Origin of the sequence: Nonomuraea harbinensis (genome assembly GCF_019396385.1) — a bacterium.
In the GTDB taxonomy this organism is placed as follows: Bacteria; Actinomycetota; Actinomycetes; order Streptosporangiales; family Streptosporangiaceae; genus Nonomuraea; species Nonomuraea ferruginea.
This window is the reverse complement of sequence record NZ_JAHKRN010000002.1, coordinates 93,619-109,637: the sequence shown is the minus strand read 5'-3', so window position 1 is coordinate 109,637 and position 16,019 is coordinate 93,619. Positions and strand designations below refer to the sequence as shown.

At 71.4% G+C, this 16,019-nt stretch carries 15 protein-coding genes; 4 read left to right on the top strand and 11 right to left on the bottom strand.

Going from position 1 to position 16,019, the window contains the following annotated elements; translation table 11 throughout:
* Positions 1–18 precede the first annotated feature (18 nt).
* Entirely contained in the window at positions 19–1,647 is a 1,629-nt protein-coding gene (locus KME79_RS02455) for an alpha/beta hydrolase (RefSeq protein WP_308248758.1), read from the top strand.
* Here the strand turns inward: KME79_RS02455 and KME79_RS02450 are convergent.
* Positions 1,634–3,676, bottom strand: coding sequence for an APC family permease (locus tag KME79_RS02450; protein WP_219543135.1), 2,043 nt, complete (start codon positions 3,674–3,676; stop codon positions 1,634–1,636). The two genes, KME79_RS02455 and KME79_RS02450, sit on opposite strands and share 14 nt — an antisense overlap.
* A 103-nt stretch (positions 3,677–3,779) precedes the next feature.
* On the opposite strand from KME79_RS02450, the gene KME79_RS02445 reads away from it, so the two are divergent.
* Both KME79_RS02445 and KME79_RS02440 read left to right on the top strand, forming a co-directional pair.
* The gene (locus KME79_RS02445) at positions 3,780–4,445 is read left to right on the top strand and encodes a potassium channel family protein (RefSeq protein ID WP_219543134.1); all 666 of its coding nucleotides are present in this window, start codon (positions 3,780–3,782) and stop codon (positions 4,443–4,445) included.
* Positions 4,445–5,104 carry a potassium channel family protein gene (locus tag KME79_RS02440; RefSeq protein WP_219543133.1) on the top strand — a complete coding sequence of 220 codons (660 nt, stop codon included), beginning with the start codon at positions 4,445–4,447 and terminating at the stop codon, positions 5,102–5,104. Before KME79_RS02445 ends, KME79_RS02440 begins: the two co-directional genes overlap by 1 nt.
* Positions 5,105–5,159: 55 nt before the next feature.
* Here KME79_RS02440 and KME79_RS02435 read toward each other — a convergent pair whose 3' ends face one another.
* The 7 genes from KME79_RS02435 to valS form a co-directional block, all read right to left on the bottom strand.
* Positions 5,160–5,825, bottom strand: a complete 666-nt coding sequence (locus tag KME79_RS02435; protein WP_148030312.1) for a DUF3159 domain-containing protein — start codon at positions 5,823–5,825, stop codon at positions 5,160–5,162.
* 4 nt (positions 5,826–5,829) lie between these two features.
* Positions 5,830–6,216, bottom strand: coding sequence for an OB-fold nucleic acid binding domain-containing protein (locus tag KME79_RS02430; RefSeq protein WP_148030311.1), 387 nt, complete (start codon positions 6,214–6,216; stop codon positions 5,830–5,832).
* Positions 6,217–6,245: 29 nt separating this feature from the next.
* A complete protein-coding gene (locus tag KME79_RS02425; RefSeq protein ID WP_308248757.1) occupies positions 6,246–6,881 on the bottom strand; it encodes a DUF3710 domain-containing protein in 636 nt (211 codons plus the stop codon).
* 20 nt (positions 6,882–6,901) lie between these two features.
* Positions 6,902–7,342, bottom strand: a complete 441-nt coding sequence (gene dut, locus KME79_RS02420) for a dUTP diphosphatase (protein ID WP_219543132.1) — start codon at positions 7,340–7,342, stop codon at positions 6,902–6,904.
* The gene (locus tag KME79_RS02415) at positions 7,339–7,893 is read right to left on the bottom strand and encodes a PaaI family thioesterase (RefSeq protein ID WP_148030309.1); all 555 of its coding nucleotides are present in this window, start codon (positions 7,891–7,893) and stop codon (positions 7,339–7,341) included. Before KME79_RS02415 ends, dut begins: the two co-directional genes overlap by 4 nt.
* 11 nt (positions 7,894–7,904) lie before the next feature.
* A complete protein-coding gene (locus KME79_RS02410) occupies positions 7,905–9,101 on the bottom strand; it encodes an AI-2E family transporter (protein WP_219543131.1) in 1,197 nt (398 codons plus the stop codon).
* Between the two features lie 94 nt (positions 9,102–9,195).
* A complete protein-coding gene (gene valS / locus KME79_RS02405) occupies positions 9,196–11,673 on the bottom strand; it encodes a valine--tRNA ligase (RefSeq protein ID WP_219543130.1) in 2,478 nt (825 codons plus the stop codon).
* A 108-nt stretch (positions 11,674–11,781) separates the two neighbouring features.
* Between valS and KME79_RS02400 the strand changes: the two genes are divergently transcribed.
* Entirely contained in the window at positions 11,782–12,069 is a 288-nt protein-coding gene (locus KME79_RS02400) for a DUF4235 domain-containing protein (RefSeq protein ID WP_148030306.1), read from the top strand.
* Here the strand turns inward: KME79_RS02400 and KME79_RS02395 are convergent.
* The 3 genes from KME79_RS02395 to KME79_RS02385 are packed head-to-tail and all read right to left on the bottom strand — an operon-like array spanning position 11,999 to position 15,965.
* Positions 11,999–13,435, bottom strand: coding sequence for an alpha,alpha-trehalose-phosphate synthase (UDP-forming) (locus KME79_RS02395; protein WP_148030305.1), 1,437 nt, complete (start codon positions 13,433–13,435; stop codon positions 11,999–12,001). The two genes, KME79_RS02400 and KME79_RS02395, sit on opposite strands and share 71 nt — an antisense overlap.
* Before the next feature lie 22 nt (positions 13,436–13,457).
* Positions 13,458–14,996: an FAD-dependent monooxygenase gene (locus tag KME79_RS02390; RefSeq protein WP_219543129.1), complete on the bottom strand. Its 1,539-nt coding sequence runs from the start codon at positions 14,994–14,996 to the stop codon at positions 13,458–13,460.
* A gap of 9 nt (positions 14,997–15,005) precedes the next feature.
* Entirely contained in the window at positions 15,006–15,965 is a 960-nt protein-coding gene (locus KME79_RS02385) for an MBL fold metallo-hydrolase (RefSeq protein ID WP_219543128.1), read from the bottom strand.
* Positions 15,966–16,019 lie beyond the last annotated feature (54 nt).

The window sequence follows — 16,019 nt, the reverse complement described above, 5'->3', positions numbered from 1 at the left end:
CGACTACGGTTGACGATCGTGACGGAGTCGGGGCGGGTGGTGCGCAGGAGGCTCGGCTTCGCCGGGACGCTCCTCGCCACGCTGTTCTTCTGCGCCTCGCTGACGCCCTCGCTGCTGCCGCGTACGTGGGAGTACCAGGGGGTGATGGGGGCCGTCACGGCCATACTCGGCTACGGCGTGGGCGCGTCGATCGGGGCCGGGTGCCGGGCGGTGATCCGCTACCGGCCGCCCGCGCGGTGGGTGCGGCGGGCCTGGGAGGTCATGCTCGGGGTGTGCGCGGCGCTGACGGTGGCGGCGCTGTCCTACAGCTACGGCTGGCAGCGCGACCTGCGGGCGCTCATGGGCATGGACACCGTGATCCCCTGGTATCCGCCGGTCATCATCGGGCTGGCCACCGTGCTGTTCTGCGTGTTCCTGACGCTGGCCCGGCTGGTGCGGCTGGGCGGGCGCAAGCTGATCGGGTGGCTCGACCGCTACGTCCCGCACATCGTGGGACACGCGATCGGGGGGATCCTGGTGGCCTTCCTGATCGCGGTGTTCTTCAACGACGTGCTGTTCTCCGGGTTCGTCGCCGCGATGAACAACGTCTCGTCGGTGGCCAACGAGAGCACGCAGGCGGGCGTGCGCCGCCCGGCCTCGCCGGAGCTGTCGGGCGGTCCGCGGTCGCTGGTGGGCTGGCAGGAACTCGGCAAGGAGGGGCGCACGTTCACCGGCGCCGCGCTGACCCCGCGAGAGCTGGAGACGTTCTCCGGCAAGCCCGCCGAGCAGCCGATCAGGGTGTACGTGGGCCTGGAGTCCGCGCCCACGCCGCGCGCGCGGGCCGACCTGGCGGTGCGGGAGCTGGAGCGCACCGGCGCGTTCGAGCGGCCGGTGCTGGCCGTGCTGGGCACCACCGGCACGGGCTGGGTCGATCCCGGCCTCTGCGAGGCGCTGGAGTACATGTACAACGGCGACACGGCCACGGTCGCCGTGCAGTACTCGTACCTGCCGAGCTGGGTGTCGTTCCTCGTCGACAGGGACCGGGCGGCGGTGGCCGGCCGGACGCTGTTCGACGCGGTCAGGGAGCGCTGGGAGCGGCTGCCCGCGGACGACCGGCCGCTGCTCCTGGTGGGCGGCGAGAGCCTCGGCTCCTACTCGGTGGAGAGCGCGTTCAGCGGGCTGGACGACATGGTCGCCCGCACGGACGGTGCCCTGTTCATCGGCTCGCCGTACGCCAACCCCATCTGGTACGAGCTCACGACGGAGCGCGACCCCGGCAGCCCGGTCTGGCGGCCCGTCTACGGGTCGGGCGAGATCGTCCGGTTCGCGCAGCGGCCCGCCGACCTGGCGGGCGAGCCGCACCCGCGGGTGGTCTACCTGCAGAACGCCTCCGACCCGGTGGTGTGGTGGACACCCCGGCTCATCTTCGACCGGCCGGCCTGGCTGGAGGAGCCGCGCGCGCCGGCGATCAACCCGCAGATGAACTGGTTCCCCCTGGTGACCTTCTGGCAGGTGCTGGGCGACATGACGGCCGGGCTGGGCACCCCGCCCGGCTACGGCCACCGCTACGGGTCGCTCATCGTGTACGGGTGGGCGGCCGTCGCCCCGCCCCCCGGCTGGACCGCCGCGGACTCCGCGCGCCTGGGCGTCCGCATCAGCGGCGGTTGACGTCCTTCTCGCCGGACGAGCGCTGCAGCGGGCGGCGCACCCCGCCGGGGGCGAGCGGCTCGGGACGGCCGGACAGCCGGGTGGACGAGTGGAGCTGCCACGGCACGCTGGTCACCATCACGCCCGGCTTGAACAGCAGCCGCGCCTTCAGCCGGAACGCGCTCTGGTTGTGCAGCAGGTGCTCCCACCAGTGGCCGACCACGTACTCGGGGATGAAGACGGTCACCACGTCGCGCGGGGAGCGGCGGCGTACGGACTTGACGTAGTCGAGGATCGGCTGGGTGATCTCGCGGTAGGGCGAGTCGAGCATCTTCAGCGGCACCTGGATGCCCCGGCGCTCCCAGTCCTCCCGCAGGCGGCGCGCGTCCTCGCCCTCGACGCCGACCGTGATCGCCTCCAGCGTGGAGGGCCGGGTGGCGCGGGCGTAGGCGAGCGCCCGCATGGTCGGCTTGTGCACCTTGGACACCAGCACGATCGCGTGGTTGCGGGCGGGCAGCGTGGTCATGTCGACGTCCTCGGTGAGCTCCAGCTCGGCCGCGACGTTGTCGTAGTGGCGCCTGATGCCCTTCATCATGAGGAACAGCAGCGGCATCGCGATGCACACGATCCACGCGCCCACCGCGAACTTGGTCACCAGCACGACCACGAGCACCAGCCCGGTCATCACGGCGCCGAAGAAGTTGATCGTCCGCGACCGGTGCATCTGGTGGCGGGCCTTCAGGTCGTCCTCGGTACGCAGCCGGCGCGTCCAGTGGATGACCATGCCGGTCTGGCTGAGCGTGAAGGAGACGAAGACGCCGACGATGTAGAGGTTGAGCAGGCGGCTGACGTCGGCCTGGAAGCCCCACAGCAGCAGGCACGCCGCCAGGGCCAGGATGATGATGCCGTTGGAGAAGGCCAGCCGGTCACCGCGGGTGTGGAGCTGGCGCGGCAGGAAGCGGTCCTGGGCCAGGATCGAGGCGAGCACGGGGAAGCCGTTGAAGGCGGTGTTGGCGGCCAGGAACAACACCAGCGCGGTCACGCCCGAGATGACGTAGAACGGGGCCGAGCCGCCGCCGAAGACCGCGTCGGCCACCTGCGAGATGATCGGCTGCTGGTGGTAGCCGGGGCCGACGGGAGTGCCGTCGGGCCGCAGCAGGTCGGTCGCGGCGACCGACGGATCCGCCACCTTGACGCCGGACGCCAGGCCGAGCGCGGTGATGCCGCCGAACATGGCGACCGCGATCAGGCCCATCATGAGCAGCGTCTTCGCGGCGTTGCGGCTCCGGGGCTTGCGGAAGGCGGGCACGCCGTTGCTGATGGCCTCGACGCCGGTGAGCGCCGCGCAGCCGGTGGAGAAGGCGCGCAGGATCAGGAACGCCGCGGCGAAGGCGGTCAGGTCGCTCTGCTCGGCCACGATGCCGAAGTCGGCGGTGGGAGCGCGCAGCTCGATGCCGAGGAAGACCAGCTCGTACGAGCCGATGGCGATCATGCCGAGCACGGCGAACATGAACGCGTACACCGGCACCGCGAACGCCAGCCCCGACTCGCGCAGCCCGCGCAGGTTGACCAGTGTGAGCAGGATCACGATGCCGATCGCGACCTGTGGCTTGTGCTGGGCGACGAACGGGATCGTGGCGCCCACGTAGTCGACGCCGTTGGCCACCGACACCGCGACGGTGAGCACGTAGTCGACCATGAGCGCGCTGGCCACCGTGAGCCCGGCGTTCTGCCCCAGGTTGGTGGAGGCCACCTCGTAGTCGCCGCCGCCGCTGGGGTAGGCGTGCACGTTCTGCCGGTACGACGCCACCACCGTCATCATGACGACGATGACGGCGATGGCGATCCACGGGCTGTAGGAGTAGAACGCCACACCCGCCAGGGACAGGATGACGAGGATCTCCTGGGGCGCGTACGCCACGGAGGAGAGGGCGTCGCTGGCGAAGACCGGCAGCGCGAGGCGCTTCGGCAGGAGCTGCTCGTGGAGCTGGCCGCTGCGCAGGGCTCGTCCCACGAGCAGGCGTTTGACGAGATCCGATGCTTTCGCCACGTTACGGAATGTTAGCCCGCTCCCGGATCCAGGCAGACGGCGAGCGCCCGGCGCGGTCCATACTGGTGTCGAGCGTCCAGATGACCGCGAAGTGCGGGGGAGTATGCATATTGTGATCATGGGATGTGGCCGGGTCGGCTCGACCCTCGCCCACATCCTCGAGGACAACGGCCACTCGATCGCGATCATCGACCGCGATCCACAGGCGTTCCGCCGCCTGCGGGCCGGGTTCCGCGGCCGCCGGGTGACCGGCATCGGCTTCGACCGCGACGTGCTCACCGAGGCCGGCATCGAGTCCGCCTCCGCCTACGTGGCCGTCTCCAGCGGCGACAACTCCAACATCATCTCCGCCCGGGTGGCCCGGGAGACGTTCGGCATCGACAACGTGGTGGCCCGCATCTACGACCCGCGCCGGGCCGAGGTCTACCAGCGGCTCGGCATCCCCACCGTGGCCACCGTGCGGTGGACCGCCGACCAGATCCTGCGCCGCCTCCTGCCGGAGGGCACCGAGCCGCTCTGGCGCGACCCGACCGGCACGGTCGTGCTGGCCGAGGTGACCGTCAACCCGGCGTGGATCGGCACCCGCGTGGTCGACCTGGAGGACCGGGCGCGCGCCCGGGCCGCGTTCATCAACCGGATGGGCGAGGCCGTGGTGATCACCGGATCGACGGTGGTGCAGGAGGGCGACGTCCTCCACATGATCGCCGCCGAGCGCGACATGGACCGGGTCAACAAGCTGCTGGCCGCGGCGCCGGAGGAGGAAGACTGATGCGGGTCGCCATCGCCGGAGCGGGGGCCGTCGGTCGCTCCATCGCCGCCGAGCTCCTGGAGAACGGCCACGAGGTGCTGCTCATCGACAACAACCCCAGAGCGATCAAGATCGACAGTGTGCCGCGGGCCGAGTGGCTGCTCGCCGACGCGTGCGAGATCGCCTCGCTCGACGAGGCCGGGCTCAACAACTGCCATGTGGTCGTCGCCTCCTCCGGCGACGACAAGGTCAACCTCGTCGTGTCGCTGCTGGCCAAGACCGAGTACGGCGTGCCGCGCGTGGTGGCGCGGATCAACCACCCCAACAACGAGTGGTTGTTCAACGAGTCATGGGGGGTCGACGTGGCCGTCTCGACGCCGCGTCTGCTGAGCGCGCTGGTCGAGGAGGCGGTGAGCGTCGGCGACCTGGTGCGGCTGATGACGTTCCGCCAGGGTCAGGCCAACCTGGTCGAGCTCACGCTGGCCGAGGACGCGCCGGTGGTGGGCCAGCGGGCGGGCTCGGTGCCGTGGCCGACCGACGCGGCGCTGGTGGCGATCCTGCGCGAGGGCAGGGTGCTGGTGCCCACCGCCGACGATCCGCTGGAGGCGGGCGACGAGCTGCTCTTCGTGGCCAACCAGGAGGTGGAGCAGGAGCTCGCCCGCCTGCTCTCCCAGCACTGACCCGTCTCCCGGCGCGGGACCCCGCCATGGAGCGCGGGGTCCCGGCAGGGCGGGGTCAGGTGGCCGGTGGGGTGATCGGGGTGCGGCCGCGGCCGAGCACCCAGACCATCGCCGTCAGGGCCGCCACCTGGAGCGGCCACCCCATGACGATCTTCGCGAAGCCCAGCGCCGCCACCGCCTGGTCGCCGCCGCCGAACAGGTAGACCGGCAGCTGCACCGCCACCCGCACCACACACGGGAGCATGAGCAGCCAGGTGAGCCGGGTGCAGAGCTTGACGATGCCCGGGTCCTTGCGCCACCCGACCGGGTCGTTGGTCACCGACCCGATGAGGAATCCGACGACCGGCCACCGGGTGACGATCGAGACCAGCATCGCGACCGCGTAGGCGCCGTTCCACAAGATGCCGGGCAGGAAGTAGTCCTTGGCCTCACCCGTACGGCTGGCGAAGAACGCGCCGATGGCGATGCCGATCAGGCTGTTGATGACGAACTGCGGCGTCGACCGCTGCACCAGCCTGACGACCAGGAGCAGCACCGCCAGCGCGATGCTGATCATGAGCGACAGGCGGAGCTCTTCGGTGATGATCCAGGTCAGGGTGAAGGCGATCGTCGGGACGGCCGCCTCGGCGATGCCCCGGACGCCGCCGAACGCCTTGGCGAGCTGGGCTCGGACCGCCGCCTCGACGGTCTGGTGGGCGGCCTCTTCGGCCTCGGCACTCACCTGATCAACTCCCTGGGCGCAGCTCGTATCGCGGATTGAACATCACCTTGCGTCCGTCCTGGATGCTCACCAGGCCCTCGGCCTTGACCGGGCGGCCCGGCTCGATGCCGGCGATCTTGCGGCGGCCGAGCCAGACCAGGTCGATCACGTCGGAGCCGTCGTAGAGCTCGGCTTCGAGCGCGGGCGCCCCGCCTCTCGGGCGCAGGGTGACGGTACGTAGCGTACCGGCGACGCAGAAGCGGCGGCGGCCGCCACACGCGGCGATGGGGGTGGCGCCGGCCTCGTCGGCGTCTTCGCGCAGCTCCTGGGCCTCGATCTCGGACTGGCTGGAGGTCAGCCGGCTCAGGAGACCGCGCAATCCCCCACGTTTGGGAGGCTCTGCCGTACTCATGATGAATCAGCCTATGTGATGAGGGCTGATCAGCGAATCTCGCTGATCTCCGGCCCTCGCCTGAAGGGGTTCTCACGCACCTCGGGCTGCTCGGCGGCGGCCTGGTCGTTCGGACGGCGCAGCGGGATCGACTCCTCGCGGGCCATCGGCTCGTCGCCGCGCACCACCACGATGTCCTTGATGAAGTCGACGAACGCGGCGGCCAGCTCGTCGTCGACCGCCGCCCGGCCGTTGACCACGGCCAGCAGGAACCAGCGCGACCCGTCGACGCCCATATAGCGGGCGGCCCTGTCGGAGCCCTCCACGGTCACCTTGCCCACCAGCTCGGCACCGAACGGCCCCTCGCGCTCCTCCAGCGTCTTGGCGGCGCTCTTGATCTTGGCTCTGACCTCCTCCCACAGCCCGGACGACTTGGGCGCGGCCAGCGCCTGGAGCTGCAGCGAGCTCTCCTCCCACAGCACGACGACGCCGACGTGCTGGTCGCCCACCGAAGCCAGGCGGACGTCGAAGGCCGGGTTGTGGGGCAGCCGTAGGCCGCCCAGGTCGATCCGCTCGGTGTCGGGGTGGGGCTCGTCGGCGTCCCACGGGCCGGACTCGCGGGTGGGCGCCTGAGCGGTCGCCTCGGCCACCTGCTCCTGCTGCTCACGACGGCGACGACGGAACACTGTGTCTCACTCTCCCTGTATCAACGTCCTGTGGAACCGTGGCCGCCCGTGCCCCGCGCCGACCCGGGCAGCTCGCCGACCTCACGGAAGGCCGCCGTCTCCACCCGCTGGAAGACGAGCTGGGCCATCCGGTCGCCGCGGCGCAGCCTGAAGGGCTCCTTCGCGTCGGTGTTGATCAAGGTGACCTTGATCTCGCCGCGGTAGCCGGCGTCGACCGTGCCGGGGGCGTTCACCAGCGTGACGCCGTGGCGCGCGGCCAGCCCCGAGCGGGGATGCACGAACGCGGCGTAGCCGTCGGGCAGCGCGATCGCCACGCCGGTCCGGATGACGGCCCGCTCGCCCGGCAGCAGCTCGGCGTCCTCGGCGGCGTAGAGGTCGGCGCCGGCGTCGCCGGGATGGGCGTAGGAGGGCAGCGGCAGGCCGGGGTCGAGCCGCTGGATGAGAACCTCCGGCTCGCTCACGGGTTCACCTCGTAGTCCTGGTGTTCGGCCTGCAGGGCCGCGAGGTCGCCGTGTTCGGCGAAGTGCGTCATGTCCACCTCGATGAACAGCGCCGCCGCCCGGACGGCGACCGGGCCGCCCGGGGCGCCCACGCGCCCCTCAGCCTCAAGGTACGCCTTCCTGCCCGCTATCCCGGTGCACCAGGCGCGCAGGTGGAGTGTCGTGCCGACGGGAACGGGGAGAAGGTAGTCGGTCTCCAGCCGTGCCGTGACATAGGGCTTACGGAGCAGCCAGATGGACATTCCGATGACCTCGTCCATGGCGCTGGCGAGCACGCCGCCGTGCGCCAGCCCGGGCGCGCCCTGGTGCGACTCCCCCACGGTGAACGCGGCCTCGACGCTCGCGCCGTCGGGGGTGACGGCGGCGATGTGGAGACCGGTGGGGTGGTCGTCGCCGCAGCCGAAGCAGCGGCTGAAGTGGGAGCCGAGCGAGCCGCCCGCGGACGGCCCGTCAGGGTGCGTCTTCGGAGGCTCGGCGCCGGGTGGCGGGGTGGTCAGGGTGGAGCGGGTCACGGGTGATGAGATTACTCGCTGTCAGCACCGGATCGTCCCGCCGCACCGGGTTTCCCGTCGTCGGCGGGCCCTTGGGAGCCGGCCGGGCCGCCGGGCAGCTCCGGGCCGGCGGCGACCGGTGGGGCGACCGCCACCATGGAGGGTGGTGGAAGCGCCGGCAGGTCGGTCATCAGCTCGGGGAGCGCCCGGTAGATGACCGCGGCCACCGGCACGGCCACCACGGCCCCGGCGATGCCCGCCAGGATGCCGCCCACCGACAGCGCCAGGATGATCGCCAGCGGGTGGAACTTCAGCGCCCGCCCCACGATGAGGGGCTGCAGCACGTGGTTCTCCAGCTGCTGCTCGACCACCAGGATGCCGACGAAGATGAGCGCGTACACGATGCCCTTGGCGCCGAGCGTGACCAGGGTGGCGACGGTGCCGGCGAAGAAGATGCCGACGATCGGGATGAAGCTGGCCAGGAAGATCAGCACGGCCAGCGGCGCCCAGAGCGGCACCCCCATGCCGGCCAGCACGATGCCCATGACCACGCCGTGCACGGCGGCGACGAGCACGCTGCCCTGCACGTAGTGGGAGAGCGTGCTCCACGCGGCCCGGCCCGCCCTGTCGACCCGCGGCGACATCCGCCCGAAGCCCTTGAGGAACCAGCCCCAGATCCGGTCGCCGTCCTTGAGCAGGAAGAACGTGACGAACAGCAGCAGCACGATGGAGGCGAGCACCTCGACGGCCACGGCCCCGGCGGTCAGCACCGTGCCGGTGATGGCCGTGCGCTGGGCCTCGATGAGGGCGACCACCTCGTTGAAGTACTGGGTGATCTGCGTCTGCTGCAGGTGGAGCGGCCCGGTCACCAGCCATTCCTGCACGTCGCCCACCGTGGCCTGGACCTGCTTGACCAGGTTGGGGAACTCGTCGGTGGCGCGGGCCCCGACGAGCCAGCCGGTGCCGGCCAGGACCGCCAGGGCCGCGATCATGGTGAGCCAGGTGGCGTAGATGGGCCGCATGCCCGCCTGGCGCAGGCTCCTGGTCATCGGGTAGAGCAGCGCGGTCAGCAGCAGGGCGATGGCCACGGGCAGCACCACGAAGCTGAGCCGGGCGATGACCTGGACGAAGTAGAAGACGACCACGCCGGTGAGGATCAGGCACAGGCTCCAGGCCGCCATCTTGGCCAGCACGGGCGGCACGAGTTTGGTGGGGCGGTCGCTCAGCACACTCCAAGACTGGCACGTCCAAGCGCGGGACGCGCGCCTATCGACCGCCCCGTATTCCTCCCGCGGCGAGCCCGCCCGCGGGGAAACTCCCGCGTCAGCCCAGCTCCACCTCGATCGAGGTCTCCTCGCCGTGCTCCAGCACGAACTCCTCGACGTGCCCGGCACCGCACAGGTCGTCCTGGGCGAGCCGGACCAGCCCGGCCCTGGGCGAGGTCACCGTGAGCCTGGACACCTCCGCCCGCATCGACTGCTTGGCATCGGACTTGGCCTTGCGCACCTGGCGGAGCACCTCGGACGCGGCCTCCAGCACCGCCGGGTCGCCCGCGCCGGCCCCGGGCTCCGGCCAGGCGGCGCCGTGCACCGAGCCCTCGCGCCACCAGGACCACACCTCTTCGGTGACGAACGGCAGGAACGGCGCGAACAGCCGCAGCTGCACGTCGAGCGCGCGGCGCAGCGCCTCGTGGGCCGACGCCGCCGCCGCGTCGCTCCCGTAGGCCCTGGCCTTGACCAGCTCCAGGTAGTCGTCGCAGAAGGTCCAGAAGAACCGCTCGGCGACCTCCAGCGCCCGCGTGTGGTCGTAGCCGCCGAAGGCCTCGGTGGCCTCGCGCACCGCGCCGGACAGCGCCGCGAGCATCGACAGGTCGACCGGCTCGGTGACCTCGCCGCCGCCCTCGCCGAGCCCGAGCACGAACTTCGACGCGTTGAGGATCTTGATGGCCAGCCGGCGCCCGATCTTGAGCTGTCCGGCGTCGAAGGCCGTGTCGACGCCGTAGCGCCCGTTGGCCGCCCAGTAGCGGACCGCGTCGGAGCCGTGCTGCTCCAGCAGGTCCATCGGGGTGACCACGTTGCCCTTGGACTTGGACATCTTCTTGCGGTCGGGGTCGAGGATCCATCCGGAGATGGCCACGTCGCTCCAGGGCAGGCCGCCGAACTCCAGGTGGGACCGGACGACGGTGGCGAACAGCCAGGTGCGGATGATCTCGTGGGACTGCGGGCGCAGGTCGGCCGGGAAGACCCGGCGGAACAGGTCGTCGTCGGTCTCCCAGCGCCCGGCGATCTGCGGCGTGAGCGACGAGGTCGCCCAGGTGTCCATGACGTCGGGGTCGGCCATGAAGCCGCCGGGCACGCCCCGCAGCTCCTCGGCGTAGCCGGGCGGGGCGTCGGACGACGGGTCGACCGGCAGCGCCTCCTCCGGCGGCAGGATCGGCTCGTCGTAGACCGGCTGCCCGTCCTGGTCGAGTGGATACCAGACGGGGAACGGCACGCCGAAGAACCGCTGACGGGAGATCAGCCAGTCACCGGCCAGGCCGCCCACCCAGTTGTCGTAGCGGGCCCGCATGTGCGGAGGGTGCCAGGCCAGCTCGCGCCCCCGCGCCAGCAGCCGCTCGCGCAGCGCCTCGTCGCGCCCGCCGTTGCGGATGTACCACTGGCGGGTGGTGACGATCTCGAGCGGCTTGTCGCCGCGCTCGTAGAACTTGACCGGCCGCCGCACCGGCCGCGGGTCGTCCTCCAGGTCGCCGGACTCGCGCAGCAGCTCCACGATCCGCTCGCGGGCGCTGTGGACGGTCTTGCCGGCCAGCTCCTTGTAGGGGTCGGTCTCGACGCCCTCGGGCGGCTCGGGCAGCAGCCGGCCGTCCCAGCCGATGACCGGCCGGGTCGGCAGGTTGAGCTCGCGCCACCAGGTCACGTCGGTGACGTCGCCGAACGTGCAGATCATCGCGATGCCGGTGCCCTTGTCGGGCTCGGCCAGGTGGTGGGCCAGCACCGGCACCTCGGCGCCGAACAGCGGAGTGAGCACGGACGTGCCGAACAGCGGCCGGTAGCGTTCGTCGTCGGGGTGGGCGACCAGCGCCACGCAGGCCGGGATCAGCTCCGGCCGGGTCGTCTCGATCCAGACCGGCCCCTTCTCGCCGTAGAACGAGATCCTGTGGAAGGCGCCGGGCCACTCGCGGTCCTCCAGCTCGGCCTGGGCGACGGCGGTGCGGAAGGTGACGTCCCACAGCGTCGGCGCCTCGGCGAGGTAGGCCTCACCGCGCCGCAGGTTGCGCAGGAACGCCCGCTGCGACACCCGGCGCGACTCGTCGCTGATCGTGGTGTAGAGCAGCGACCAGTCGACCGACAGGCCGACCCGCCGCCACACCTCCTCGAACGCCCGCTCGTCGATCTCCGTCAGCTTGTGGCAGAGCTCCACGAAGTTGCGCCGGGAAATGGAGACCTCACGTTTGCCGGGCTTCTCCGGTGGCACGAAGTCGGGGTCGTACGGCAACGACGGATCGCAGCGCACGCCGTAGACGTTCTGGACGCGGCGCTCGGTGGGCAGGCCGTTGTCGTCCCAGCCGATCGGGTAGAACACCGACTTGCCGATCATGCGCTGGTAGCGGGCCATGATGTCGGTGTGGGTGAAGGAGAAGACGTGACCGACGTGCAGGGAGCCGGAGACGGTGGGCGGCGGCGTGTCGATCGAGTAGACCTGCTCGCGCGGCCTCGACCGGTCGAACCGGTAGGTGCCCTGCTCTTCCCAGCGGGCTACCCATACCTGCTCCAGGCCGTCGAGAGAGGGTTTCTCGGGCATGGACGCATGGCGTAGTCGCTGCTGAGTCATGCCTCCTTATGGTACGGCTTGCCGGGGCCTCGAAGCGGCACAGACTAGGGTTCGTTACAAAGGGGAAGGAGAGATCGCATGGCGGATGACAAGCCCGACATCGCCTGGCGAGTCGTCGGGGGCCTGGTGGGGCTGGTGACAGCCTGGGCCGCCAGGAAGCTGCTCGGGTTCGCCTGGGTGAAGGCGACCGGCAAGGAGCCGCCTATCGACCCAGACTCGCCCGAGGTCAGCATGGGTGAGGCGATCGGCTACGCCGTCGTGATGGGCGTCGGCATGTCCGTCGCGCAGATCGTGGTCAACCGGACGGCCAAGAAGCGCTACGACTCATGGCGGGCTCTGAAGCGGACGGTGACTCCAGAGAGCTGAGAAACTCGCTGGCCCAGCGGTCCACGTCGTAGGTGGCGACCCGGCGGCGCATCGTACGCATCCGCCGGGCCAGCTCGTGCGGCGTGGCCCGCATGGCGGCGAGCATCTGGCGCTTGAGGTCCTCCACGTCGTACGGGTTGACCAGGAACGCCTGGCGCAGCTCGTCGGCCGCCCCGGCGAACTCGCTGAGCACCAGGGCCCCGTTCAGGTCGTGGTGGCAGGCGACGTACTCCTTGGCGACCAGGTTCATCCCGTCGCGCAGCGGCGTGACCACCATGACGTCGGCCGCCAGGTAGAGCGCGGCCAGCTCGTCCTTCGGGTACGACTGGTGGAAGTACTGGATCGGCTGGCTGCCGAACTCCGAGGTCTCGCCGTTGATCCGCCCCACCTGCAGCTCGATGTCGTCGCGCAGGCGCCTGTATTCCTCCACCCGCTCCCGGCTGGGCGTGGCGATCTGCACGAACACCGCCTCGCCGGGGGTGATCCGGCCGTCCTTGAGCAGCTCGCCGAACGCCTCCAGGCGCTGCCCGATGCCCTTGGTGTAGTCGAGCCGGTCCACGCCGAGCAGCACGTGCTCGGGGTCGCCCAGCTCCATCCTGATCTCCTTGGCGCGCGAGACCACCTCCGGCCGGCGCACCATCTCGTCCAGCTCGCCGAAGTCCACGCTGATCGGGAACGCCTGCGTGCGGACGATCCGGTCCTCCAGGAAGATCTCACTGCCCTTGTACGGGACGCCGAGCAGCCTGCGGCACAACCGGCGGAAGTTCGCGGCCCCGCCGGGCAGCTGGAAGCCGACCAGGTCGGCGCCGAGCAGACCCTGGACCAGCTCGCGCCGCCACGGCAGCTGCCAGAACAGCTCGACGGGCGGGAACGGGATGTGCAGGAAGAAGCCGATGCGCAGGTCGGGCCTGAGCTCGCGCAGCATGGCGGGCACGAGCTGCAGCTGGTAGTCCTGCACCCACACGACCGCGCCCTGCTCGGCGTGCGCGGCCGCCGCGCGGGCGAAGCGCTCGTTGACCGCCCGGTACGCCTCCCACATCGACCGCTCGAACACCGGCGGCGCCACCACGTCGTGGTAGAGCGGCCAGAGCGTCGCGTTGGAGAAACCCTCGTAGTAGAGCTCGATCTCCTCGGCCGTCAGCGGGATCGAGATGAGGTTCATCCCGTCCTGCTCGAACGGCTCCAACTCCTCGTCCGGCGCCCCCGGCCAGCCCAGCCAGGCGCCGTGGCGACGCTGCATGACCGGCGCGATGGCGGTGACGAGACCACCAGGGCTCCGGCGCCACGAGGCCGTTCCGTCTTGCTCGACGACCCGGTCGACGGGCAACCGGTTCGCGACGATCAGAAACGAACTACGGCCAACCACCCAATTCCTCCTAGACTCACTGTCACGGAAGGCGCGAAGCGCGCCTCACAGCGGCCACCACCGAGTCCGGCCCCGCATGGGGGACGATCGCGGCGATATGGGCATCGGGCCTGATCAGCCACGCCTCATCGGGTCTGGCGCCGAGCCTCTCAGCGAGCACGCCCGACCCATCCACCTCCGCGAGCTCGCGGACGACGAGCGGCGCCGTACAGACCTTGCCCAGGACCTGCGCAAACAAACCCGAATCACACATTTCGCCCAGGAGTACCAGGAAACCGTCGCGGCAGAGCTCGCGCAGCCGTCCCCCGGGCACCGGCACGTCGGGCACGATCACGCCGGGGCAGGGATCGCACAGCGCGCCCTTGGGCGGCCTGCCCGAAAACGGCCGCCCGGGGTCGGGGGTCGTGAGCGGCGAGTCCACGTACCAGAAGGGCTCGGCGAACCGCCCGGAGTCGACGCCCTCGGCCCGCCCGGTGGCCAGCGCGGTCTCCAGCGCCGCGCGCCTGCGCGCCCGCTCCTCGTCCGTACGGGGCGCGAGGAAGCGCATGGTGGCCGCCGTGACCTCCAGGTTCTCGCGGGCGGCGGCGTGCCGCTCGTCGTGGTACGTCTCCAGCAGCTCCTCCGGCGCCCACCCGTTGAGCACGAACGCCAGCTTCCACGCGGCGTTCTCGGCGTCGGGCACCCCGGAGTTCAGGCCGCGCGCCCCGAACGGCGCGACCAGGTGGGCGCAGTCGCCCGCCAGCAGCACCCGCCCGGCCCGCATCCGCGAGGCGATGCGCGAGTGGAAGCGGTAGGTCGTCCGCCACAGCAGCTCGTAGTCGCGGTCGCCGACGATCGTCCGGATCTTCCGCGCCACCTCCTCGTCGGTGGGCACGGCGTGCGGCGGGATCTGCCAGTCGATGCGGTAGGTGGAGCCGGGGCAGGGGTGGACGAGCACCTGGCGGCCGGGGTTCCACACCGGGTCGAAGTGGAAGTGCCGCTCGTGCTCCCAGCCGGGCAGGTCTGCGCGGACGTCGCAGATGAGGAACTGGTCGTCGAACGTCTCGCCGTCGAACGTCACCCCGAGCGCCTGCCGCAGCGCCTGGCCGCGGGCGCCCGCGCAGACCACCGCGTACGGGGCGCGCAGCACGCGGTCGCCGCAGCGCACGGTGACGCCGCCGTCGTCCTGTTCGAGACCGGTGACCCGGTGGTCCCACCGCACCTCGGCCGGCGGCTGGGCGGCGAGCGCCGCGTCGAGGATCTGCTCGGTGCGGGTCTGCGAGATGTTCACGCACGCGGGCAGCCCCGGCCCGCCGTCGAAGGTCCAGGAGAACAGCTCCTCGCCCCGGTAGTACGTGCGGGCCGTGGTCCAGGCCAGGCCCTCCTCCGCGATCCGGCCGGCGCCGCAGGACGCCCAGATGTCGAGCACGTCGCGCTGCTGGCAGATCGACTTCGACCCGGCCGGCTCGCGCCCCGGCCGCCCGTCGAGGACCAGCACCCGCACCCCCCAGCGGGCCAGCAGCAGCGCCGCGGTCTGCCCCACCGGCCCGGCGCCGACCACGATGACCTGCGCGTCCTGCATCGCCCCTCCTCAGCTCTGGAGCCGCGCCCACACCTCGCGGTCGCGCTCCGCCGTCCAGACGCGCGGCCGCTCGACCCCGTCCAGCTCGTCCCACAGCCGGGAGACGTTGAACGGCATGCAGTGCTCGAAGATCGGCCAGGCGCCGTAGCGGGGTTCGAGCGCCCGGTGCGCGGCCTGGAACGCCTCCTTGAGCGTGCCGCCGCGCTCGTGGACCGCGCCGACCTCACGCAGCATGACCCGCAGGAACTCGCGGGTCTGGGCGATGGCCGCGTCGACCTCCGACCGGCCGCGCGCCACCGCTCCCCTGCCGCCGACCAGCGTCTCCGCGCCGAACGAGGCGACCCGGTCCAGCGTCGCCGACGCCCATGCGCGGTGGAAGGCGTCGCCGGTGTAAAGGGCGGCCCGCGACTCGACCAGGTCGCCGGCGAACATCACGCGCTGCTCCGGCAGCCACGCCACCAGGTCGCCCTCGGTGTGGCCGCGCCCGCAGTGGTGCAGCTCCAGCCGGCCGCGCCCGCCGCCGAGGTCGATGGCGAGCCGGTCGCCGAACGTGAGCGTCGGCCAGGTCAGGCCGGGGATCGACGCGGGCTCCTGGAACAGCCGGGGCATGCGGGCGTACTCGCTGGCCCAGTCCTCCGCGCCGCGCTCGGCGATCAGCTCGCGGGTCTTCTCGTGCGCGACGATCACGTCCGCGCCGAACGCCGACGCGCCCAGCACCCGCACCGCGTGGTAGTGGGACAGGACCAGGTAGCGGACCGGTTTGCCGGTGTGCTCGCGCAGCAGCGCCAGCCATTCGCGGGCGGCCACGGGGGTGGCCATGGCCTCGAAGCAGACGAGGAAGTCCTCGCCCTCGACGGCGCCGACGTTGGGGTCGCCCTCGGCGGTCAGCGCGTACACGCCTTCGGCCAGTTCCTCGAAGGAGCGCGTCTTGTCGGCGAGGTCCGCCGACGAGGCGAACGGCTTGGCCATGGTCCCTCCCGGTCAGGCGACGGCAGCTAGGACATACCCGGCCATCATCCGCGT

Excerpts from the sequence above, each read along its gene's own strand:
- KME79_RS02445 (WP_219543134.1), top strand. The coding sequence starts at position 3,780 with ATGCATATTGTGATCATGGGATGTGGCCGGGTCGGCTCGACCCTCGCC.
- KME79_RS02440 (WP_219543133.1), top strand. The coding sequence starts at position 4,445 with ATGCGGGTCGCCATCGCCGGAGCGGGGGCCGTCGGTCGCTCCATCGCC.
- KME79_RS02430 (WP_148030311.1), bottom strand. The coding sequence starts at position 6,216 with ATGAGTACGGCAGAGCCTCCCAAACGTGGGGGATTGCGCGGTCTCCTG.
- valS (WP_219543130.1), bottom strand. The coding sequence starts at position 11,673 with ATGCCCGAGAAACCCTCTCTCGACGGCCTGGAGCAGGTATGGGTAGCC.
- KME79_RS02400 (WP_148030306.1), top strand. The coding sequence starts at position 11,782 with ATGGCGGATGACAAGCCCGACATCGCCTGGCGAGTCGTCGGGGGCCTG.
- KME79_RS02390 (WP_219543129.1), bottom strand. The coding sequence starts at position 14,996 with ATGCAGGACGCGCAGGTCATCGTGGTCGGCGCCGGGCCGGTGGGGCAG.
- KME79_RS02385 (WP_219543128.1), bottom strand. The coding sequence starts at position 15,965 with ATGGCCAAGCCGTTCGCCTCGTCGGCGGACCTCGCCGACAAGACGCGC.